The sequence below is a fragment of the Pseudomonas sp. NFPP28 genome (assembly GCF_900115535.1).
Taxonomy (GTDB): Bacteria; Pseudomonadota; Gammaproteobacteria; order Pseudomonadales; family Pseudomonadaceae; genus Aquipseudomonas; species Aquipseudomonas extremorientalis.
Window position 1 is genome coordinate 187,063 of the sequence record NZ_FOWT01000002.1, and the last position, 20,183, is coordinate 207,245.

The 20,183-nt window shown below is 60.3% G+C and carries 20 protein-coding genes; 17 read left to right on the forward strand and 3 right to left on the reverse strand.

What is annotated here, in order from left to right; translation table 11 throughout:
- Nucleotides 1-15 precede the first annotated feature (15 nt).
- From nuoC to BM110_RS06320, 13 genes are all read left to right on the forward strand, one after another.
- Nucleotides 16-1,800, forward strand: a complete 1,785-nt coding sequence (gene nuoC / locus BM110_RS06260) for an NADH-quinone oxidoreductase subunit C/D (RefSeq protein ID WP_092245059.1) — start codon at nucleotides 16-18, stop codon at nucleotides 1,798-1,800.
- 2 nt (nucleotides 1,801-1,802) lie between these two features.
- Entirely contained in the window at nucleotides 1,803-2,300 is a 498-nt protein-coding gene (gene nuoE / locus BM110_RS06265) for an NADH-quinone oxidoreductase subunit NuoE (RefSeq protein ID WP_003174721.1), read from the forward strand.
- Nucleotides 2,297-3,652: an NADH-quinone oxidoreductase subunit NuoF gene (gene nuoF, locus BM110_RS06270; protein WP_025858970.1), complete on the forward strand. Its 1,356-nt coding sequence runs from the start codon at nucleotides 2,297-2,299 to the stop codon at nucleotides 3,650-3,652. Before nuoE ends, nuoF begins: the two co-directional genes overlap by 4 nt.
- Before the next feature lie 135 nt (nucleotides 3,653-3,787).
- Nucleotides 3,788-6,502: an NADH-quinone oxidoreductase subunit NuoG gene (nuoG, locus tag BM110_RS06275; RefSeq protein ID WP_093512776.1), complete on the forward strand. Its 2,715-nt coding sequence runs from the start codon at nucleotides 3,788-3,790 to the stop codon at nucleotides 6,500-6,502.
- Nucleotides 6,499-7,506: an NADH-quinone oxidoreductase subunit NuoH gene (gene nuoH / locus BM110_RS06280; protein ID WP_071491905.1), complete on the forward strand. Its 1,008-nt coding sequence runs from the start codon at nucleotides 6,499-6,501 to the stop codon at nucleotides 7,504-7,506. Before nuoG ends, nuoH begins: the two co-directional genes overlap by 4 nt.
- Before the next feature lie 11 nt (nucleotides 7,507-7,517).
- The gene (gene nuoI / locus BM110_RS06285; protein ID WP_003174725.1) at nucleotides 7,518-8,066 is read left to right on the forward strand and encodes an NADH-quinone oxidoreductase subunit NuoI; all 549 of its coding nucleotides are present in this window, start codon (nucleotides 7,518-7,520) and stop codon (nucleotides 8,064-8,066) included.
- A 9-nt stretch (nucleotides 8,067-8,075) separates the two neighbouring features.
- A complete protein-coding gene (gene nuoJ, locus BM110_RS06290) occupies nucleotides 8,076-8,579 on the forward strand; it encodes an NADH-quinone oxidoreductase subunit J (protein WP_016974048.1) in 504 nt (167 codons plus the stop codon).
- Between the two features lie 2 nt (nucleotides 8,580-8,581).
- Nucleotides 8,582-8,890 (forward strand): NADH-quinone oxidoreductase subunit NuoK, encoded by a 309-nt coding sequence (gene nuoK / locus BM110_RS06295; RefSeq protein WP_003174727.1) that lies wholly within the window; start codon nucleotides 8,582-8,584, stop codon nucleotides 8,888-8,890.
- Nucleotides 8,887-10,740, forward strand: coding sequence for an NADH-quinone oxidoreductase subunit L (gene nuoL / locus BM110_RS06300; RefSeq protein ID WP_071491906.1), 1,854 nt, complete (start codon nucleotides 8,887-8,889; stop codon nucleotides 10,738-10,740). Before nuoK ends, nuoL begins: the two co-directional genes overlap by 4 nt.
- Nucleotides 10,741-10,789: 49 nt before the next feature.
- Complete coding sequence (gene nuoM / locus BM110_RS06305; protein ID WP_010209575.1) at nucleotides 10,790-12,322, forward strand: NADH-quinone oxidoreductase subunit M; 1,533 nt, start codon at nucleotides 10,790-10,792, stop codon at nucleotides 12,320-12,322.
- Nucleotides 12,323-12,329: 7 nt separating this feature from the next.
- The gene (gene nuoN, locus BM110_RS06310; RefSeq protein ID WP_058425023.1) at nucleotides 12,330-13,793 is read left to right on the forward strand and encodes an NADH-quinone oxidoreductase subunit NuoN; all 1,464 of its coding nucleotides are present in this window, start codon (nucleotides 12,330-12,332) and stop codon (nucleotides 13,791-13,793) included.
- Nucleotides 13,794-14,032: 239 nt separating this feature from the next.
- Nucleotides 14,033-14,383 (forward strand): type II toxin-antitoxin system RelE/ParE family toxin, encoded by a 351-nt coding sequence (locus BM110_RS06315; protein WP_093513166.1) that lies wholly within the window; start codon nucleotides 14,033-14,035, stop codon nucleotides 14,381-14,383.
- Nucleotides 14,373-14,687 (forward strand): helix-turn-helix domain-containing protein, encoded by a 315-nt coding sequence (locus BM110_RS06320; RefSeq protein ID WP_093512778.1) that lies wholly within the window; start codon nucleotides 14,373-14,375, stop codon nucleotides 14,685-14,687. Before BM110_RS06315 ends, BM110_RS06320 begins: the two co-directional genes overlap by 11 nt.
- A 354-nt stretch (nucleotides 14,688-15,041) precedes the next feature.
- Here the strand turns inward: BM110_RS06320 and BM110_RS06325 are convergent, their stop codons facing one another.
- Complete coding sequence (locus BM110_RS06325) at nucleotides 15,042-15,794, reverse strand: outer membrane beta-barrel protein (RefSeq protein WP_093512780.1); 753 nt, start codon at nucleotides 15,792-15,794, stop codon at nucleotides 15,042-15,044.
- 126 nt (nucleotides 15,795-15,920) lie between these two features.
- On the reverse strand, nucleotides 15,921-16,754 hold the full coding sequence (locus tag BM110_RS06330; RefSeq protein ID WP_093512782.1) for an arylamine N-acetyltransferase family protein: 834 nt from the start codon (nucleotides 16,752-16,754) through the stop codon (nucleotides 15,921-15,923).
- 120 nt (nucleotides 16,755-16,874) lie between these two features.
- Between BM110_RS06330 and BM110_RS06335 the strand changes: the two genes are divergently transcribed.
- The 4 genes from BM110_RS06335 to BM110_RS06350 all read left to right on the forward strand — a co-directional run bounded on the left by BM110_RS06335 (nucleotide 16,875) and on the right by BM110_RS06350 (nucleotide 19,951).
- On the forward strand, nucleotides 16,875-17,111 hold the full coding sequence (locus BM110_RS06335) for a DUF6555 family protein (RefSeq protein WP_058425027.1): 237 nt from the start codon (nucleotides 16,875-16,877) through the stop codon (nucleotides 17,109-17,111).
- 214 nt (nucleotides 17,112-17,325) lie between these two features.
- Nucleotides 17,326-18,309: a DUF1852 domain-containing protein gene (locus BM110_RS06340; RefSeq protein ID WP_093512784.1), complete on the forward strand. Its 984-nt coding sequence runs from the start codon at nucleotides 17,326-17,328 to the stop codon at nucleotides 18,307-18,309.
- A 27-nt stretch (nucleotides 18,310-18,336) separates the two neighbouring features.
- Entirely contained in the window at nucleotides 18,337-19,371 is a 1,035-nt protein-coding gene (locus tag BM110_RS06345; RefSeq protein ID WP_092245041.1) for a methionine synthase, read from the forward strand.
- Nucleotides 19,372-19,441: 70 nt separating this feature from the next.
- Complete coding sequence (locus BM110_RS06350) at nucleotides 19,442-19,951, forward strand: flavin reductase family protein (RefSeq protein ID WP_092245038.1); 510 nt, start codon at nucleotides 19,442-19,444, stop codon at nucleotides 19,949-19,951.
- Between the two features lie 21 nt (nucleotides 19,952-19,972).
- Here BM110_RS06350 and BM110_RS06355 read toward each other — a convergent pair whose 3' ends face one another.
- Nucleotides 19,973-20,173: a DUF6021 family protein gene (locus tag BM110_RS06355; RefSeq protein WP_083351478.1), complete on the reverse strand. Its 201-nt coding sequence runs from the start codon at nucleotides 20,171-20,173 to the stop codon at nucleotides 19,973-19,975.
- Nucleotides 20,174-20,183: the final 10 nt, after the last annotated feature.

Here is a 20,183-nt window from a genome sequence, read left to right on the forward strand (position 1 = left end):
AAGCGATAAAAAACCATGACTACAGGCAGTGCTCTGTACATCCCGCCTTATAAGGCAGACGACCAGGATGTGGTCGTCGAACTCAATAACCGTTTTGGCCCTGACGCCTTCACCGCCCAGGCCACACGCACCGGCATGCCGGTGCTGTGGGTGGCGCGTGCCAGGCTTGTCGAAGTCCTGACCTTCCTGCGCAACCTGCCCAAGCCGTTCGTCATGCTCTATGACCTGCACGGTGTGGACGAGCGTCTGCGCACCAAGCGTCAGGGGCTGCCGAGCGGCGCCGATTTCACCGTGTTCTACCACCTGCTGTCGATCGAACGTAACAGCGACGTGATGATCAAGGTCGCCCTGTCCGAGAGCGACCTGAGCGTGCCGACCGTGACCGGTATCTGGCCGAACGCCAGCTGGTACGAACGCGAAGTCTGGGACATGTTCGGCATCGACTTCCCGGGCCACCCGCACCTGACGCGCATCATGATGCCGCCGACCTGGGAAGGTCACCCGCTGCGCAAGGACTTCCCTGCGCGCGCCACCGAATTCGACCCATTCAGCCTCAACCTCGCCAAGCAACAGCTTGAAGAGGAGGCTGCACGCTTCCGTCCGGAAGACTGGGGCATGAAGCGCTCCGGCACCAATGAGGACTACATGTTCCTCAACCTGGGCCCGAACCACCCTTCGGCCCACGGCGCCTTCCGTATCATCCTGCAACTGGACGGCGAAGAAATCGTCGACTGCGTGCCGGACATCGGCTACCACCACCGTGGTGCCGAGAAAATGGCCGAGCGCCAGTCGTGGCACAGCTTCATCCCGTACACCGACCGTATCGACTACCTCGGCGGCGTGATGAACAACCTGCCGTACGTGCTCTCGGTCGAGAAACTGGCCGGTATCAAGGTGCCGGACCGCGTCGACACCATCCGCATCATGATGGCCGAGTTCTTCCGGATCACCAGCCACCTGCTGTTCCTGGGGACCTATATCCAGGACGTCGGCGCCATGACCCCGGTGTTCTTCACCTTCACCGACCGTCAGCGCGCCTACAAGGTCATCGAAGCCATCACCGGTTTCCGCCTGCACCCGGCCTGGTACCGCATCGGCGGCGTGGCCCACGACCTGCCGAACGGTTGGGAACGCCTGGTCAAGGAATTCATCGACTGGATGCCCAAGCGCCTGGACGAATACCAAAAGGCCGCGCTGGATAACAGCATCCTCAAGGGTCGTACCATCGGCGTCGCGCAGTACAACACCAAGGAAGCCCTGGAATGGGGCGTCACCGGTGCCGGCCTGCGTTCCACCGGCTGCGATTTCGACCTGCGTAAAGCACGTCCGTACTCCGGGTATGAGAATTTCGAATTCGAAGTCCCGCTGGCGGCCAATGGCGATGCCTACGACCGTTGCATCGTGCGCGTCGAAGAAATGCGCCAGAGCCTGAAGATCATCGAGCAGTGCATGCGCAACATGCCGGCCGGCCCGTACAAGGCGGATCACCCGCTGACCACGCCGCCGCCGAAAGAGCGCACGCTGCAGCACATCGAAACCCTGATCACGCACTTCCTGCAGGTTTCGTGGGGCCCGGTCATGCCGGCCAACGAGTCCTTCCAGATGATCGAAGCGACCAAGGGTATCAACAGTTATTACCTGACGAGCGATGGCGGCACCATGAGCTACCGCACCCGGATCCGTACCCCGAGCTTCGCCCACTTGCAGCAGATCCCTTCGGTGATCAAAGGCGAGATGGTCGCGGACTTGATTGCGTACCTGGGTAGTATCGATTTCGTTATGGCCGACGTGGACCGCTAAGCATGAACAGCACGCTTATCCAGACAGACCGTTTCACCTTGAGTGAAACCGAGCGCTCGGCCATCGAGCACGAGCTGCATCACTACGAAGACCCGCGCGCGGCGTCGATCGAAGCCTTGAAGATCGTCCAGAAGGAACGAGGCTGGGTGCCGGACGGCGCCCTCTACGCCATCGGCGAAATCCTCGGCATCCCTGCCAGCGACGTTGAAGGGGTGGCCACGTTCTACAGCCAGATCTTCCGTCAGCCGGTGGGCCGCCACATCATTCGCGTGTGCGATAGCATGGTCTGCTACATCGGCGGCCACGAATCGGTGGTCAGCGAGATCCAGAACAAGCTGGGCATCGGCCTCGGCCAGACCACCCCGGACGGCCGCTTCACGCTGCTGCCGGTGTGCTGCCTGGGCAACTGCGACAAGGCGCCGGCGTTGATGATCGACGACGACACATTCGGTGACGTGCAGCCCGCTGGCGTGACCCAATTGCTCGAGGGCTACCCATGACCCTGACTTCTTTCGGCCCGGCCAACCTGATCAAGCGTTCGCCCGAGACCCATCCGCTGACCTGGCGCCTGCGTGACGATGCCGAACCGGTATGGTTCGACGAGTACCAGGCCAAGAACGGCTACGCGGCTGCGCGCAAAGCCTTCGCGGACATGGCCCAGGACGATATCGTCCAGACCGTGAAAGACGCCGGCCTCAAAGGCCGCGGCGGTGCAGGCTTCCCCACGGGCGTGAAGTGGGGCCTGATGCCCAAGGACGAATCCATCAACATCCGCTACCTGCTGTGCAACGCGGATGAAATGGAGCCGAACACCTGGAAAGACCGCATGCTGATGGAGCAACTGCCCCATCTGCTCATCGAAGGCATGCTGATCAGCGCCCGCGCGCTGAAAACCTACCGGGGCTACATCTTCCTGCGTGGCGAGTACACCACCGCCGCCAAGCACCTCAACCGTGCCGTGGAAGAAGCCAAGGCCGCCGGCCTGTTGGGCAAGAACATCTTGGGTTCGGGTTTTGACTTCGAACTGTTCGTGCACACCGGCGCCGGGCGCTACATCTGCGGTGAAGAAACCGCACTGATCAACTCCCTCGAAGGTCGCCGCGCCAACCCGCGCTCCAAGCCGCCCTTCCCTGCCGCCGTGGGCGTGTGGGGCAAGCCGACCTGCGTGAACAACGTCGAGACCCTGTGCAACGTGCCGGCGATCATCGCCGACGGCGTGGACTGGTACAAATCGTTGGCCCGCGAAGGCAGCGAGGACATGGGCACCAAGCTCATGGGCTTCTCCGGCAAGGTCAAGAACCCTGGCCTGTGGGAGCTGCCGTTCGGCGTGACCGCACGCGAGCTGTTCGAGGACTACGCCGGCGGCATGCGCGACGGCTACACCTTGAAAGCCTGGCAGCCAGGCGGCGCCGGTACCGGTTTCCTGTTGCCCGAGCACCTCGACGCACAAATGTACGCCGGCGGCATCGGCAAGGTGGGCACCCGGATGGGTACCGGCCTGGCGATGGCGGTCGACAACACCGTGAACATGGTCTCCTTGCTGCGCAACATGGAGCAGTTCTTTGCCCGCGAGTCCTGCGGCTTCTGCACACCATGCCGCGACGGTCTGCCATGGAGCGTGAAGCTGCTGATGGCCCTGGAAAACGGCGAAGGCCGCGAGGGTGATATCGAAACCCTGCTGGGCCTGGTCGGTTTCCTCGGCCCGGGCAAGACCTTCTGTGCTCACGCACCGGGCGCCGTGGAGCCATTGGGCAGCGCAATCAAATACTTCCGCTCGGAGTTCGAAGCCGGCATCGCGCCTACCAGCGCTGCCGTCCCGCCTCTGGCAAGGCCGATCGTAGTCGGCGCGTAACGCTTTAAAAGGCGAAGGGTCCGTGCCCTTCGCTTTCTCATGGGCTGACGCCGTAGAGGCTGTGTTGAGGCCCATGAATAACAAGATTCCATTAGCCACGCCCGCTGACAACGGGCCAACGAAGAACTTTGAACCATGGCCACTATCCACGTAGACGGCAAAGCGCTCGAAGTCGATGGGGCAGACAACCTGTTACAGGCCTGTCTGTCGCTCGGTCTCGATATCCCGTATTTCTGCTGGCACCCCGCGCTTGGTAGCGTCGGGGCCTGCCGCCAGTGTGCGGTCAAGCAGTACACCGACGAGAACGACACCCGTGGTCGTATCGTCATGTCCTGCATGACCCCAGCCACCGACAACACCTGGATCTCCATCGACGATGAAGAATCCAAGGCGTTCCGCGCCAGCGTCGTCGAATGGCTGATGACCAACCACCCCCACGACTGCCCGGTCTGTGAGGAAGGCGGTCACTGCCACCTGCAAGACATGACCGTGATGACCGGCCACAACGAGCGCCGTTATCGCTTCACCAAGCGTACCCACCAGAACCAGGACCTCGGCCCGTTCATTTCCCACGAAATGAACCGCTGCATCGCCTGCTATCGCTGCGTGCGCTTCTATAAGGACTACGCCGGCGGCACCGACCTCGGCGTATTCGGCGCCCACGACAACGTGTACTTCGGTCGTGTTGAAGACGGCGTGCTCGAAAGCGAGTTCTCCGGCAACCTCACCGAGGTCTGCCCGACCGGTGTGTTCACCGACAAGACGCACTCCGAGCGCTACAACCGCAAGTGGGACATGCAGTTCGCCCCGAGCATCTGCCATGGCTGCTCCAGCGGTTGCAACATCTCCCCGGGCGAGCGCTACGGCGAATTGCGTCGCATCGAAAACCGCTTCAACGGTTCGGTCAACCAGTACTTCCTGTGCGACCGTGGCCGTTTCGGCTATGGCTACGTCAACCGCGAAGACCGCCCTCGCCAACCACTGCTCGCCGACGGCGCCAAGCTGAGCCTGGACGACGCGCTGGATAAAGCTGCCGACCTGCTGCGCGGCCGCAACATCGTCGGTATCGGTTCGCCCCGCGCCAGCCTCGAAAGCAACTTCGCGTTGCGCGAGCTGGTGGGCGCCGAGCACTTCTACAGCGGTATCGAAGCCGGTGAACTGGAGCGCATCCGCCTGGTCCTGCAGGTGCTGAACGACAGCCCGCTGCCCGTACCGAACATGCGCGACATCGAAGACCACGACGCGATCTTCGTGCTCGGTGAAGACCTGACCCAGACCGCCGCCCGCATCGCCCTGTCGCTGCGCCAGTCGGTCAAGGGCAAGGCCGAAGACATGGCCGATGCCATGCGCGTCCAGCCTTGGCTCGATGCTGCAGTGAAAAACATCGGCCAGCACGCGCTGAACCCGCTGTTTATTGCAAGCCTGGCTGAAACCAAGCTCGACGACATCGCCGAAGAATGCGTCCACGCAGCGCCGGACGATCTGGCGCGCATCGGTTTCGCCGTGGCCCACGCCCTGGACGCCAGCGCGCCTGCCGTCGAAGGCCTGGACACTGAAGCCGTCGAACTGGCCCAGCGCATCGCCGATGCCCTGCTGGCTGCCAAGCGCCCATTGATCATTGCCGGCACCTCGCTGGGTTCCAAGGCGCTGATCGAAGCCGCTGCCAACATCGCCAAGGCCCTGAAGCTGCGCGACAAGAACGGTTCCATCAGCCTGGTCGTGCCGGAAGCCAACAGCCTTGGCCTGGCCATGCTCGGTGGCGAGTCCCTGGACGCCGGCCTGCAAGCGGTGATCGACGGCAACGCCGACGCCATCGTGGTACTGGAAAACGACCTGTACACCCGCACCGATGCCGCCAAGGTTGACGCGGCACTGAACGCGGCCAAAGTGCTGATCGTTGCCGATCACCAGAAGACCGCCACCAGCGACCGCGCCCACCTGGTACTGCCGGCCGCCACCTTCGCCGAAGGCGACGGCACCCTGGTCAGCCAGGAAGGCCGTGCCCAGCGCTTCTTCCAGGTGTTCGATCCGAAGTACATGGACGCCAGCATCCTGGTTCACGAAGGCTGGCGCTGGCTGCATGCCCTGCGCGCGACCCTGCTGAACCAGCCGATCGACTGGACCCAGCTCGACCACGTCACCGCAGCCACCGCTGCCAGCGCCCCGCAACTGGCGCGGATTGTCGACGCGGCACCGTCCGCTTCGTTCCGCATCAAGGGCTTGAAACTGGCCCGTGAACCGCTGCGTTATTCCGGTCGTACCGCGATGCGCGCCGACATCAGCGTGCACGAACCGCGTACCCCGCAAGACAACGACACCGCGTTCGCCTTCTCCATGGAAGGCTACTCGGGTTCGGTCGAGCCGCGTCAGCAGGTGCCATTCGCCTGGTCACCGGGCTGGAACTCGCCGCAGGCCTGGAACAAGTTCCAGGACGAAGTCGGTGGTCACCTCCGCGCTGGCGACCCTGGCACCCGCCTGATCGAAAGCACCGGTGATGCGCTGAACTGGTTCGCCGCCGTACCGCGTCCGTTCAACCCGGCCCAGGGCACCTGGCAGGTTGTGCCGTTCTTCCACCTGTTCGGCAGCGAAGAGAACTCTTCCAAGGCCGCGCCGGTGCAAAGCCGCATCCCTGAAGCCTACGTATCCCTGGCCAAGTCCGAAGCCGACCGCCTGGGCGTCAACGACGGTGCCCTGCTCAGCCTGAACGTGGCCGGCCAGACCCTGCGTCTGCCGCTGCGCATCAACGATGAGTTGGGTGCAGGCCTGGTTGCACTGCCAAAAGGCCTCGCCGGTATTCCGCCTGCGATCTTTGGCAAAACCGTTGACGGTCTGCAGGAGGCAGCGCAATGACCTGGTTCACCCCTGAAGTGATCGACGTGATCATCTCGGTCGTCAAGGCCATCGTGATCCTGTTGGCCGTGGTCGTCGCGGGCGCCCTGCTCAGCTTCGTCGAACGTCGCCTGCTGGGCTGGTGGCAGGACCGCTACGGTCCGAACCGCGTTGGCCCGTTCGGCATGTTCCAGATCGCCGCCGACATGTTGAAAATGTTCTTCAAGGAAGACTGGACCCCGCCGTTTGCCGACAAGGTGATCTTCACCCTGGCACCGGTCGTGGCCATGAGCGCCTTGCTGATCGCCTTCGCGATCATCCCGATCACCCCGACCTGGGGCGTGGCGGACCTGAACATCGGCTTGCTGTTCTTCTTCGCCATGGCCGGCCTGTCGGTCTACGCGGTACTGTTCGCCGGCTGGTCGAGCAACAACAAGTTCGCCCTGCTGGGCAGCTTGCGGGCCTCGGCCCAGACCGTGTCCTACGAAGTGTTCATGGGCCTGGCGCTGATGGGCATCGTGGTGCAGGTCGGCTCGTTCAACATGCGCGACATCGTCGAGTACCAGGCACAGAACCTGTGGTTCATCATTCCGCAGTTCTTCGGCTTCTGCACCTTCTTCATCGCTGGCGTCGCCGTGACTCACCGTCACCCGTTCGACCAGCCGGAAGCGGAACAGGAACTGGCCGACGGTTACCACATCGAATACGCCGGCATGAAGTGGGGCATGTTCTTCGTCGGTGAATACATCGGCATCATCCTGATCTCGGCCCTGCTGGTCACGCTGTTCTTCGGCGGCTGGCACGGACCGTTCGGCATCCTGCCGCAGTTGGCGTTCTTCTGGTTCTTCCTGAAGACCGCGTTCTTCATCATGTTGTTTATCCTGCTGCGCGCTTCCATTCCGCGTCCACGATATGACCAGGTGATGGATTTCAGCTGGCGCTTCTGCCTGCCGCTGACCCTGATCAATTTGCTGGTGACTGCTGCCGTGGTGCTGATGCACACGCCAGCGGCTGCGGTTCAGTGAGGATTTGACCCATGTTCAAATATATTGGCGACATCGTTAAGGGTACCGGTACCCAGTTGCGAAGCCTGGTGATGGTGTTCGGTCACGGCTTTCGCAAACGCGACACCCTGCAATACCCGGAAGAAGCGGTATACCTGCCGCCGCGCTATCGCGGCCGCATCGTACTGACCCGCGACCCCGATGGCGAAGAGCGTTGCGTAGCCTGCAACCTGTGCGCCGTGGCGTGCCCGGTGGGTTGCATCTCCCTGCAGAAAGCTGAAACCGAAGACGGTCGCTGGTACCCGGACTTCTTCCGCATCAACTTCTCGCGCTGCATTTTCTGCGGCCTCTGCGAGGAAGCTTGCCCGACCACCGCGATCCAGCTCACACCGGATTTCGAGATGGCCGAGTTCAAACGTCAGGACCTGGTGTACGAGAAAGAAGATCTGTTGATCTCTGGTCCCGGTAAAAACCCTGATTACAACTTCTATCGTGTTGCAGGTATGGCCGTTGCCGGTAAGCCGAAAGGCGCCGCACAAAACGAAGCCGAGCCGATCAACGTGAAGAGCTTGCTGCCTTAAGGAAGAAAGATGGAATTCGCTTTCTATTTCGCATCGGGTATCGCGGTTGTGTCCACGCTTCGCGTGATCACCAACACCAACCCCGTGCACGCCCTGCTCTACCTGATCATTTCGCTGATCGCCGTGGCCATGACCTTCTTCAGCCTCGGCGCGCCGTTCGCCGGTGTGCTGGAAGTGATCGCCTACGCCGGCGCCATCATGGTGCTGTTCGTGTTTGTGGTGATGATGCTCAACCTGGGGCCGGCTTCGGTCGCCCAGGAACGCGTCTGGCTCAAGCCCGGCATCTGGCTCGGCCCGGTTGTCCTGGCAGCGCTGCTGCTGGGTGAACTGCTGTATGTGCTGTTCGCTCACCAGAGCGGCCAGGCCATCGGCCACACCACCGTGGATGCAAAAGCCGTGGGCATCAGCCTGTTCGGCCCGTACCTGCTGGTGGTCGAACTGGCGTCGATGCTGCTGCTCGCTGCAGCCGTCACCGCCTTCCACTTGGGCCGCAACGAAGCCAAGGAGCAATGACGATGCCTGCTATCCCTTTGGAGCATGGTCTGGCGGTCGCCGGCATCCTGTTCTGCCTTGGCCTGGTCGGCCTGATGGTCCGCCGTAACATTCTGTTCGTGTTGATGAGCCTGGAAATCATGATGAACGCCGCGGCACTGGCGTTCATCGTTGCGGGTGCACGTTGGGGCCAGCCGGATGGACAAGTCATGTTCATCCTGGTGATCAGCCTGGCAGCCGCCGAGGCCAGCATTGGCCTGGCGATCCTGCTGCAACTGTATCGTCGCTTCCACACGCTTGATATCGACGCTGCCAGTGAGATGCGCGGATGAACATGATCTTTCTGACTTTCGTATTTCCCCTGATCGGTTTCCTGCTGCTGTCGTTCTCCCGTGGACGCTGGTCGGAAAACCTGTCTGCCCTGGTGGGCGTGGGTTCCATTGGCCTGTCGGCGATCGTTGCCGCCTACGTCATCTGGCAATTCAACGTGGCGCCGCCGGAAGGCGGTCACTACACCCTGGTGCTGTGGCAGTGGATGTCGGTGGAGGGCTTCAAGCCCAACTTCGCCCTCTACGTCGACGGCCTGTCGATCACCATGCTCGGCGTGGTGGTCGGCGTGGGCTTCCTGATCCACCTGTTCGCGTCCTGGTACATGCGCGGTGAAGCCGGTTACTCGCGCTTCTTCTCGTACACCAACCTGTTTATCGCCAGCATGCTGTTCCTGGTGCTCGGCGATAACCTGTTGTTCCTGTACTTCGGCTGGGAAGGCGTGGGCCTGTGCTCGTACCTGTTGATCGGTTTCTACTACAGCAACCGCAACAACGGTAACGCAGCACTCAAGGCCTTTATCGTCACCCGCATCGGCGACGTGTTCATGGCCATCGGCCTGTTCATCCTGTTCCAGCAAGTGGGCACGCTGAACATCCAGGAACTGCTGGTGCTGGCACCGCAGAAATTCCAGGTTGGCGACTTCTGGATCACCTTGGCCACCCTGATGCTGCTCGGCGGCGCCGTGGGTAAATCCGCGCAACTGCCACTGCAAACCTGGCTGGCGGACGCGATGGCCGGCCCTACCCCGGTTTCCGCACTGATCCACGCCGCCACCATGGTAACCGCCGGCGTCTACCTGATCGCCCGTACCCACGGCCTGTTCACCCTGGCGCCGGACATCCTGCATCTGGTCGGCATCGTTGGTGGCGTGACCCTGGTCCTGGCTGGCTTCGCTGCCCTGGTACAGACCGACATCAAGCGCATCCTTGCCTACTCGACCATGAGCCAGATCGGCTACATGTTCCTGGCCCTGGGCGTTGGCGCCTGGGACGCGGCGATCTTCCACCTGATGACCCACGCCTTCTTCAAGGCCTTGCTGTTCCTCGCTTCCGGTGCGGTGATCGTGGCCTGCCACCACGAGCAGAACATCTTCAAGATGGGCGGCCTGTGGAAAAAACTGCCACTGGCCTATGCCAGCTTCATCGTCGGTGGTGCCGCCCTGGCCGCCCTGCCGCTGGTGACCGCCGGTTTCTACTCAAAGGATGAAATCCTCTGGGAAGCCTTCGCCAGCGGCAACCAGAACCTGCTGTACGCAGGCCTGGTGGGTGCGTTCATGACCTCGCTGTACACCTTCCGCCTGATCTTCATCACCTTCCACGGTGAAGCCAAGACCGAAGCTCACGCAGGCCACGGCATCTCGCACTGGTTGCCATTGTCGGTACTGATCATCCTGTCGACCTTCGTCGGCGCCATGATCACCCCGCCTCTGCACGGTGTACTGCCGCAAAGCGTCGGCCATGCCGGCGGCGAAGCCCAGCACAGCCTGGAAATCGCCTCGGGCGCCATCGCCATTGCCGGTATCCTGCTGGCGGCCCTGCTGTTCCTCGGCAAGCGTCGCTTCGTGACGGCCGTCGCCAACAGTGGCATCGGCCGCTTCCTGTCGGCCTGGTGGTTCGCCGCCTGGGGCTTCGACTGGATCTACGACAAACTGTTCGTCAAGCCTTACCTCGCCATCAGCCACATTCTGCGCAAGGACCCGCTCGACCAGACCATCGGTCTGATCCCGCGTGCCGCCAAGGCCGGTCACACCGCCCTGAGCCGCAGCGAGACTGGCCAACTGCGCTGGTATGCAGCCTCCATGGCGGCCGGTGCCGTGCTGGTAATCGGCGCCATCGTCGTGGTAGCGATATGACTATGAACATTGCGATCTTTGCGAACTTGCGAAAGGAAACGAGCCTGTCATGATTCTGCCCTGGCTAATCCTGATCCCCTTCATCGGCGGCCTGCTCTGCTGGATGGGTGAACGCTTCGGCGCCACCCTCCCCCGCTGGATTGCGTTGCTGACCATGTCCCTGGAACTCGCGCTCGGCCTCTGGCTGTGGGCCCATGGCGACTATTCATTTGCTCCGGCACCGGGTGTCGATCCGACCTTCGCGCTTGAATTCAAGCACGTGTGGATCCAGCGCTTCGGCATCAACGTGCACCTGGCCCTGGACGGCCTGTCGCTGTTGATGATCCTGCTGACCGGCCTGCTGGGTATCCTCTCGGTACTCTGCTCCTGGAAAGAGATCCAGCGTCACGTGGGTTTCTTCCACCTGAACCTGATGTGGATCCTGGGCGGTGTCGTCGGCGTGTTCCTCGCCCTCGACCTGTTCATGTTCTTCTTCTTCTGGGAAATGATGCTGGTGCCGATGTACTTCCTCATCGCGCTCTGGGGTCACAGTTCTTCGGACGGCAAGAAAACCCGGATCTACGCGGCGACCAAGTTCTTCATCTTCACCCAGGCTTCCGGCCTGATCATGTTGGTGGCGATCCTGGGCCTGGTACTGGTCAACTTCAATAACACCGGCGTGATTACCTTCAACTACGCCGACCTGTTGAAGACCAAGATGTCCCTGACCACCGAGTACATCCTGATGCTGGGCTTCTTCATCGCCTTCGCGGTGAAGCTGCCGGTGGTGCCGTTCCACTCCTGGCTGCCCGATGCGCACGCCCAGGCGCCGACTGCCGGTTCCGTGGACCTGGCCGGTATCCTGCTGAAGACTGCGGCCTACGGCCTGCTGCGTTTCGCCCTGCCGCTGTTCCCGAATGCCTCGGCCGAGTTCGCGCCGATCGCCATGACCCTGGGTCTGATCGGGATCTTCTACGGTGCGTTCCTGGCGTTCGCGCAAACCGACATCAAGCGTCTGATTGCCTTCTCGTCCGTTTCCCACATGGGCTTCGTACTGATCGGCATCTACTCCGGCAGCCAACTGGCGCTGCAGGGCGCGGTGATCCAGATGCTGGCCCACGGTGTCTCGGCCGCAGCCCTGTTTATCCTGAGTGGCCAGCTGTACGAGCGCCTGCACACCCGTGACATGCGTGAAATGGGTGGCGTGTGGTCGCGCATCGCCTACCTGCCGGCGATCAGCCTGTTCTTCGCCGCCGCGTCCCTGGGCTTGCCGGGCACCGGTAACTTCATCGGCGAGTTCCTGATCCTGATGGGTGCCTTCGTGCAAACGCCGTGGATCAGTGCGATTGCTACCTCCGGCCTGGTGTTCGGTTCGGTCTACTCGCTGATCATGATCCACCGCGCCTACTTCGGCCCGGCCAAGTCCGACACCGTCCTGCAAGGGATGGATGCTCGCGAACTGATCATGGTGCTCGGCCTTGCGGTACTGCTGATCTATATCGGCGTGTACCCGCAACCGTTCCTGGACACTTCTGCCGCAACGATGCATGGCGTGCAGCAGTGGTTCGGCACCGCCTTCTCTCAACTCGCTTCGGCCCGGTAAGAGCGCTATGGAATTCACGATCCAACACTTTATCGCGCTTGCGCCGCTGCTGATCACCAGCCTCACCATCGTGGTGGTGATGCTGGCAATCGCCTGGCGCCGCAATCACTCGCAAACGTTCCTGCTGTCCTGTGCCGGTCTGAACCTGGCCCTGCTGTCGATCATCCCGGCCCTCAAGGTCGCGCCATTGGCGGTCACGCCTTTGATGATGGTGGATGACTTCGCCCTGCTGTATATCGCGCTGATCCTGGTCGCGACCCTGGCCTGCGTCACCCTCGCCCACGCCTACATGGGCGAAGGCGGCACCGGTTACCCAGGCAACAAGGAAGAGCTGTACCTGCTGATCCTGCTGGCCGCGGCCGGTGGCATCGTGCTGGTCAGCGCACAGCACCTGGCCGGCCTGTTCATCGGCCTGGAACTGCTGTCGATCCCGACCTACGGCCTGGTGGCCTACGCGTTCTTCAACAAGCGCTCGCTGGAAGCCGGCATCAAGTACATGGTGCTGTCCGCCGCCGGTTCCGCGTTCCTGTTGTTCGGCATGGCCCTGCTCTACGCCGAAGCCGGCAGCCTGAGCTTCACCGGTATCGGCCACGCCCTGGCCACCACCAGCCTGCCTGCGCCGATTGCCCAACTGGGCCTGGCCATGATGCTGATCGGCCTGGCGTTCAAGCTGTCGCTGGTGCCGTTCCACCTGTGGACCCCGGACGTGTACGAAGGCGCCCCGGCGCCGGTGGCCGCGTTCCTGGCGACCGCGTCGAAGGTTGCGGTGTTTGCGGTGATGGTGCGTCTGTTCCAGATCTCGCCTGCTGCCAACACTGGCGTGCTGAGCAACGTGCTGACCGTGATCGCCATCGCGTCGATCCTGTTCGGTAACCTGCTGGCCCTGACCCAGAACAACCTCAAGCGTCTGCTGGGTTACTCGTCCATCGCTCACTTCGGCTACCTGCTGATCGCCCTGGTGGCGAGCAAAGGCCTGGCCGTGGAAGCCATGGGTGTGTACCTGGTCACCTACGTGATCACCAGCCTCGGCGCGTTCGGCGTGATCACCCTGATGTCCTCGCCGTTCAAAGGCCGTGACGCCGACGCCCTGTACGAGTACCGCGGCCTGTTCTGGCGCCGTCCGTACCTGACCGCCGTACTGACCGTGATGATGCTGTCCCTGGCCGGTATTCCGCTCACGGCGGGCTTCATCGGCAAGTTCTACATCGTCGCCACCGGCGTCGAAGCGCACGAGTGGTGGTTGGTTGCCTCCCTGGTACTGGGCAGCGCCATCGGCGTGTTCTACTACCTGCGCGTGATGGTCACCCTGTACCTGATCGAGCCGAACCTGCGCCGTGTGGATGCCGAACTGCACTGGGAACAGAAGGCAGGCGGTGTAATGCTGCTGGCCATTGCCCTGCTCGCGTTCTTCCTGGGTGTGTACCCACAACCGCTGCTCACCCTGGTGCAGCACGCGGTGTTGGGCGTTTGATCGCTTAGCGGGATGCAGTCAACAAAACGGCGCCTTCGGGCGCCGTTTTGCATTCTGGGCAATGGGTTCAAACACCCTCTTCAACTCACGGAAATTTCCTCTTCCACTCGCCTACTCATCTGGCATATGCACGCCGAAGCCCGCCGTATGGTGTTTGAGTTTTAGGAAAGTTCCCACAGCCAGGTCACTTGACCATAAGCAGGTGGGCCACCAAACTCTACGCAGGCTACGTACAGAACATGGATGCTCTATTTATCGAACTGCCGCCCTTCGAGCGGCATCGCAAGGACTATCTGAGTGACGAGCTTTTCCAGGGTTTTCAACAAGAGTTGATGAAGAACCCGGAAGCAGGAGATGTGATCGAGGGAACAGGCGGACTGCGCAAGGTTCGCTTCATCGACGAGCGACGCAACAAAGGCAAGCGCGGTGGCCTGCGGGTCATTTACTACTGGTGGTCGGGCGGCACGCAATTCTGGCTGTTCACCCTGTACGGCAAGCACGAACAGGATGACCTGACACCACAGCACAAAAAAGCCCTAAAACACATGCTGGACAGGGAAATCAAAGCGAGAACACATCATGAAACGTGAAATCTTTTCCGAACTGGTCGAAGGCTTCGACGCCCTGGCAAGCGAACGCCAGGGCAAAGTCACCCTGCGAACCCATAAGGTTCATCTCAATCAACTGGAGCCGCTTACCGCCGAGGAGGTGGTGGCCGTGCGTCAACAACTCAACCTCTCCCGGTCGGTGTTCGCCATGTACCTGCGCACCAACACCCGCACCCTGGAAAACTGGGAACAAGGTCGGGCCAAGCCAAATGCCCAGGCCGCCACCCTGATTCGCCTGGTGGCACGTTTCCCGGAAACCGTAGCGCAACTCGCTGCATTGGGTTGATCAACAAAGCCCCGACAGGTTCGGAGCTTTTTCATTCAGCACTATGGGCCGCCGAGCATGTTATGCGCAGCCACCCCCAGTCCTGGCGGTCCACTAGCGTTCGCGCAGGTGATACGGGGTGCGGTTCTGCGAGCGGATGCGAGTGGCCACGCCCAACGCGCCGAGGTGAAAATCGCCCAGGCCAGGGTCTGGTAGGCGATGCGGGGCATGGCCCCCCTCTCTTCTCAGGATATGGAAAGCAGGTTCCACACTAAGGCAGCGACGCGACTGCGTTGAGGGTTTTGGCGGACACAAAGGGGGGCTGGCGGGGACAGTTGAACGTGGGCGTTGGCCGCCCACGTCCGGGCGATGCACTTAGAACGCGATACCGACCTTGAACCCGTACTCATCTCGCTTGAGTTTGGTGTTGTCAGCTACTTCAGAGTTACCGTTGAGTTTGTACTCGGTGCGGGTGTAGTACAAGCCCGCGACCACCGGCAGGTCACCCTTCTGATTCATCAACAGGCTGACTTCGGCGTAGGGGTTGGTGCGGTCCTTGAGGTCCACGGTGTCGCTGCCGAAATCTTCCACCTTGAGCTTGGTACGACCGTCGATGGTGCGACGGGCGCCGGCTTCGAGACGCAGGGTCATGTCATCGAACTGGTGGTTATAGCCCAGGGCCGCCTTGGCGAACGGCGATTTGTTGGTGAGCTTCACGTCGAGGTCGTTGATCTCTGGCTCGTAGCGGGTCCAGCTGTAGCCACCGCCAACGATCACGTCGACAAAGTTGCGCGCATCCAGCGCGGCGCGCCAGCCGAGATCCAGGTCTGCCTGGCCTTCCTTGAGTTTGTTATCGCTCTTTTCGCCGTATTTGGCTTCGATACCGGCCTGGTAGATAAAGCCGGATTCGGCGGTGAGCTTGTTGCCGAAGTTGTAGAACAGGCCCGCCTCAGGCATGTGGCTCTTGTCGCTCTGGCTGCCGCCTTCGAATTTGAAGTCGTTGTAGCTGCCCAGGATCCCGAAGGTGGAGATCGGGTCGGTGGACGGTGCGGCGAACACCACGGCAGGCGCAGCGACCAGCGCCAGCAGCGAGGAACCCTTGAAGAGTTTTCCGAATAGCTTGGACATCGTTTTACATCTCCTTGTCTGGTGAGCAAATTATTCAGGAAACGGTTCGAACCCCGGCATGCGCCAAAGGTTCGAATTAATTTGCGTGGGTTTGGAGATAAAACGGTTCAGCGAGGCTCTATCTCACTATTCACGGGAGGCAGCCAGGACCAGGCCATCCAGGGTTTGCCGAAGCGTTGCCGTGTCCGGCACGCGAATCCTGAAGGTTTCAGTCAGCACCTGCACCACCTCATCGGCACTGCCAAGCGTGCGTTTTTCGCTCGGCCAGTCCAGGGAGTGGATCGCATAGTGGGTGTTGTTCAGGGTATGGCGCTTGCCCGGTGCCAGGCGTGCGACTTTCAGTTGGCCCACGAATACCGAATCCGGGTGGGTGGAGACGTACCAGTTGCCGATTTCGTAATCGATATCCGCCTGTACTTGCAGGTCGAACACATACAGGCCACGCCACTCCTCGGCCACTTGTGCCCACAAGGTGTAACTGCCCTGCCCGTCGAAAGTCAGGCGATACGGTTCATGGGCCGTGGCCTGCACCGCTTCGGTGTCCAGTTGCAACGGGCTGCTGGGCACCATGCCGCCAAAGCCGACATCGGTGATGTAGCGCACGCCGTCCAGGGTCACCAGGCTCAAACGATGGGTACGCGCCGTGCGTGCATCCGGCGCCCCGCCCATCACCACCCGGCCGGTGATGCCACGCGCCTCGAAGCCGAGTTCCTGCAGCAAGGCCAGGAACATCTGGTTCAGCTCATAGCAATAGCCTCCCCGCCCGTCCAACAGTACTTTTTGTTCGACACTGGGCAGGTCGATCGGCACCGGCAGGCGTATCAGGCTCGACAGGTTCTCGAAGGCAAAGCTGCACACGTGGCGCAGTTGCAGGGCCTGCAAGGTGTGCAGGGTGGGCGCCGGCGGCGTGTCATAACCCAGGCGTTGCAGGTAGAGACGGCTATGGGTCAGCAGAGGCATGGCGCGATCCTTGGGCACAGGAAGAAGGCATCACTATGCCGCGCCAACCTGCAGATTGTCATTTTGAATGAACCTTTTTGAACGCTGCCCTATCCATCTATAACAACACAGGGAGGCAACATGAGTACCGCAAAAATCTACACGATCAATTATCAGCTGCACGGTCAACCGAAAACCTTTGTGGTGCGTGCTGAAGTGATGAACAACGCCGAGGCCTGGCACTGGGCGGCGGTGGATGCCGATATTGCCCATGTCAGTCGCGTGGGGCGCGTGGGGCATGAGCAAGTCAAGAAAACCACCCGGCCCTGGGCGGAGAAGTTTGGGATTACGGATGTCACGTGGATCGCACCCAAGTAAGTGCACAGCCCCATCGTACAAGGTGGGGCTTTTAACACCCTCTGCAGTTGACCAATTGCCCATCATGAACAGGGCTAACGCTTCAGTGAAATCAATTCAATTTCACTCGACCCATGCGCTGCCTAAACTACATCCTAATTATTGATTCTAGAAATCAATCTGGCACCTGAACAACCTATCAGGTGTATTCCGGAAATCAGGATGTCAGGCCACAATGAACAGCGAGTTTGCCTTTACCCTCAAAACCCTGCGTTTCGACGAACATTATCAGCCCTCGAAAAACACGCGCATCACCACCAACTTTGCCAACTTGGCCAGGGGCAAAAGTCGCCAGGAAAATCTGCGCAATACATTGAGGATGATCAACAATCGTTTCAATGCGTTGGCGCAGTGGGATAACCCCAAGGGTGATCGCTACAGAGTGCAACTTGATATCGTCTCGGTTGAAATGGACATTGCCCCTGAACAGCGTGGCAACGCCATCCCGCTGATTGAAATATTGAAAACGACGATTGTCGATCAACACACCCATGAACGCATTGAGGGTATTGTCGGCAACAACTTTTCCTCCTACGTTCGCGACTACGATTTCAGCGTTGCCTTGTCAGCACACAACAAGAATCAGACCGAGTTCAGCACACCCGAGAACTTTGGCGACTTGCATGGAAAACTGTTCAAGCACTTCGTCAACTCAGACACGTACAAAGAAAACTTCAAGAAGCCGCCGGTGATCTGCCTGAGCGTTTCGAACACCAGGACCTATCATCGGACAGAAAACCAGCATCCTGTATTGGGCTTTGAATACCAACAGGACGCCTACTCCTTGACCGATGAGTACTTCAATAAAATGGGTTTGAAGGTTCGCTACTTCATGCCTTCAAACAGTGTTGCGCCGCTGGCCTTTTATTTTTCCGGTGATTTGCTGGCGGATTACAGCAATCTTGAACTCATCAGCACCATCAGCACCATGGACACTTTCCAGAAGATTTACCGGCCCGAGATTTACAATGCCAATTCTGCCGCCGGCAAATTCTACCGACCCAGCTTGAAGCACCAGGATTATTCACTGACGTTGATTGTCTACGATCGAGAAGAACGCAGCCGCCTGGCGATTGAACAGGGAAAATTTGTTGAAGAGCACTTTATCAAACCCTACCAGGCTGTTCTTCAACAGTGGTCCGCCCACTGCGCGCTTTGACGCATTAATACTACAAGGTCATCCCTGATGAAAAAGTTGTTACCTACTTCGACCGCCGGCAGTTTGCCTAAACCTTCCTGGCTGGCTCAACCTGAAACACTGTGGTCACCCTGGAAACTGCAGGATGAGGCATTGACCGAGGGCAAACACGACGCCTTGCGCCTGTCCCTGCAGGAACAACAGCACGCGGGCATTGATATCGTCAGTGATGGTGAACAGACGCGCCAACACTTTGTGACGACGTTTATTGAACACCTCAGCGGTGTTGATTTCGAGAAACGCGAGACCGTGCGAATCCGTGATCGTTATGACGCAAGCGTGCCAACGGTCGTAGGGGCTGTTTCCCGCCAGAAACCCGTGTTTGTCGAAGACGCCAAGTTCTTGCGCCAGCAAACCAGTCAACCCATCAAGTGGGCGCTGCCTGGCCCCATGACGATGATCGACACGCTGTATGACAACCATTACAAGAGTCGTGAAAAGCTCGCCTGGGAATTCGCCAAAATCCTCAACCAGGAAGCCCTTGAATTAGAAGCCGCCGGGGTGGATATCATCCAATTCGACGAGCCCGCCTTCAACGTGTTCTTTGATGAGGTGAACGACTGGGGCGTGGCCACCCTGGAAAGGGCCATTGAAGGCCTCAAATGCGAAACCGCCGTGCATATTTGCTACGGCTACGGCATCAAAGCCAATACTGACTGGAAAAAGACGCTGGGATCAGAGTGGCGTCAATATGAAGAAGCCTTCCCCAAGCTGCAGCAATCCAGTATCGATATCGTCTCGCTGGAGTGTCACAACTCCCATGTGCCCATGGAGCTGATTGAACTTATCCGCGGCAAAAAAGTGATGGTCGGCGCCATCGACGTGGCCAGCCACACCATTGAAACACCCGAGGAAGTCGCCAACACCTTGAGAAAAGCACTGCAGTTTGTCGATGCCGACAAGCTCTACCCTTGCACGAACTGTGGCATGGCGCCGCTGCCTCGTCACATCGCCAGGGGCAAGCTGAATGCGTTGAGTGCCGGCGCAGCGATTGTCCGAAACGAACTCTCGAACCCGTACTGAGAATACGCAAGGCCTGACGATGTCAGGCCTTGCCTGGCGCATTCGCACGTCACCCCATTCAGGACCGCCCATGTCACCTCCCATCGAGCCCTCGCGCTTTCGAGAAGCCCTCGGGCACTACGCGTCCGGTATCACAGTGATTACCTCCCACGTTGACGGCGAGCCGATCGGCTTCACTTGCCAGTCGTTCTACAGCGTGTCGATGAGCCCGCCACTGGTGTCATTCAGCGTCATGTCCAATTCAGCCAGCTATCCGAGGATGCGCCAGGCCGGCCGGTTTGCCGTCAATATCCTGTCCGGCGAGCAGGTCAGGATTTCCAACCAGTTCGCTCGGCGAGGCACAGACAAGTGGCACGGCGTAGAGTGGCAGGCATCACCACTGGGCAATCCGCTCATTGCCGGCAGCCTGCACTGGCTGGATTGCGAAATTCACGCCGAACACGTCGCGGGTGATCACCTGATCGTGATCGGCGAAGTGAAAGCCATGAACCCGCCTGAAGCGACTGCTTCGCGGCCATTGCTGTACTTCAAAGGACAGTATCGCGACCTCGCCACGCACGATGCGTGTCGGCAAGAATGAGCCGCAAGGACCGTGGCCGGATCAAGTCTTCAAATCTCCCAGCGGATCGTAAGGTGGTTTGCGCTCGTCCTTGTCGGTATTTTTCTTATCCAACGGCGCGATAGCCGGGCCAATCGGGTCTACCTGCGGATCCGATACATCCGGTGAATCCGGATCAAACCCCAGTTCATCCTGAACACTGGAATGCTCGCCCGAAGCCGGGCCTTTTGATGTGTCACTCACGGCGTTCTCC

What these genes read in the sequence shown, in the direction of transcription:
- nuoC (WP_092245059.1), top strand. Translation starts at nt 16, where the DNA reads ATGACTACAGGCAGTGCTCTGTACATCCCGCCTTATAAGGCAGACGAC.
- nuoE (WP_003174721.1), top strand. Translation starts at nt 1,803, where the DNA reads ATGAACAGCACGCTTATCCAGACAGACCGTTTCACCTTGAGTGAAACC.
- nuoF (WP_025858970.1), top strand. Translation starts at nt 2,297, where the DNA reads ATGACCCTGACTTCTTTCGGCCCGGCCAACCTGATCAAGCGTTCGCCC.
- nuoG (WP_093512776.1), top strand. Translation starts at nt 3,788, where the DNA reads ATGGCCACTATCCACGTAGACGGCAAAGCGCTCGAAGTCGATGGGGCA.
- nuoH (WP_071491905.1), top strand. Translation starts at nt 6,499, where the DNA reads ATGACCTGGTTCACCCCTGAAGTGATCGACGTGATCATCTCGGTCGTC.
- nuoI (WP_003174725.1), top strand. Translation starts at nt 7,518, where the DNA reads ATGTTCAAATATATTGGCGACATCGTTAAGGGTACCGGTACCCAGTTG.
- nuoJ (WP_016974048.1), top strand. Translation starts at nt 8,076, where the DNA reads ATGGAATTCGCTTTCTATTTCGCATCGGGTATCGCGGTTGTGTCCACG.
- nuoK (WP_003174727.1), top strand. Translation starts at nt 8,582, where the DNA reads ATGCCTGCTATCCCTTTGGAGCATGGTCTGGCGGTCGCCGGCATCCTG.
- nuoL (WP_071491906.1), top strand. Translation starts at nt 8,887, where the DNA reads ATGAACATGATCTTTCTGACTTTCGTATTTCCCCTGATCGGTTTCCTG.
- nuoM (WP_010209575.1), top strand. Translation starts at nt 10,790, where the DNA reads ATGATTCTGCCCTGGCTAATCCTGATCCCCTTCATCGGCGGCCTGCTC.
- nuoN (WP_058425023.1), top strand. Translation starts at nt 12,330, where the DNA reads ATGGAATTCACGATCCAACACTTTATCGCGCTTGCGCCGCTGCTGATC.
- BM110_RS06315 (WP_093513166.1), top strand. Translation starts at nt 14,033, where the DNA reads ATGGATGCTCTATTTATCGAACTGCCGCCCTTCGAGCGGCATCGCAAG.
- BM110_RS06320 (WP_093512778.1), top strand. Translation starts at nt 14,373, where the DNA reads ATGAAACGTGAAATCTTTTCCGAACTGGTCGAAGGCTTCGACGCCCTG.
- BM110_RS06325 (WP_093512780.1), bottom strand. Translation starts at nt 15,794, where the DNA reads ATGTCCAAGCTATTCGGAAAACTCTTCAAGGGTTCCTCGCTGCTGGCG.
- BM110_RS06330 (WP_093512782.1), bottom strand. Translation starts at nt 16,754, where the DNA reads ATGCCTCTGCTGACCCATAGCCGTCTCTACCTGCAACGCCTGGGTTAT.
- BM110_RS06335 (WP_058425027.1), top strand. Translation starts at nt 16,875, where the DNA reads ATGAGTACCGCAAAAATCTACACGATCAATTATCAGCTGCACGGTCAA.
- BM110_RS06340 (WP_093512784.1), top strand. Translation starts at nt 17,326, where the DNA reads ATGAACAGCGAGTTTGCCTTTACCCTCAAAACCCTGCGTTTCGACGAA.
- BM110_RS06345 (WP_092245041.1), top strand. Translation starts at nt 18,337, where the DNA reads ATGAAAAAGTTGTTACCTACTTCGACCGCCGGCAGTTTGCCTAAACCT.
- BM110_RS06350 (WP_092245038.1), top strand. Translation starts at nt 19,442, where the DNA reads ATGTCACCTCCCATCGAGCCCTCGCGCTTTCGAGAAGCCCTCGGGCAC.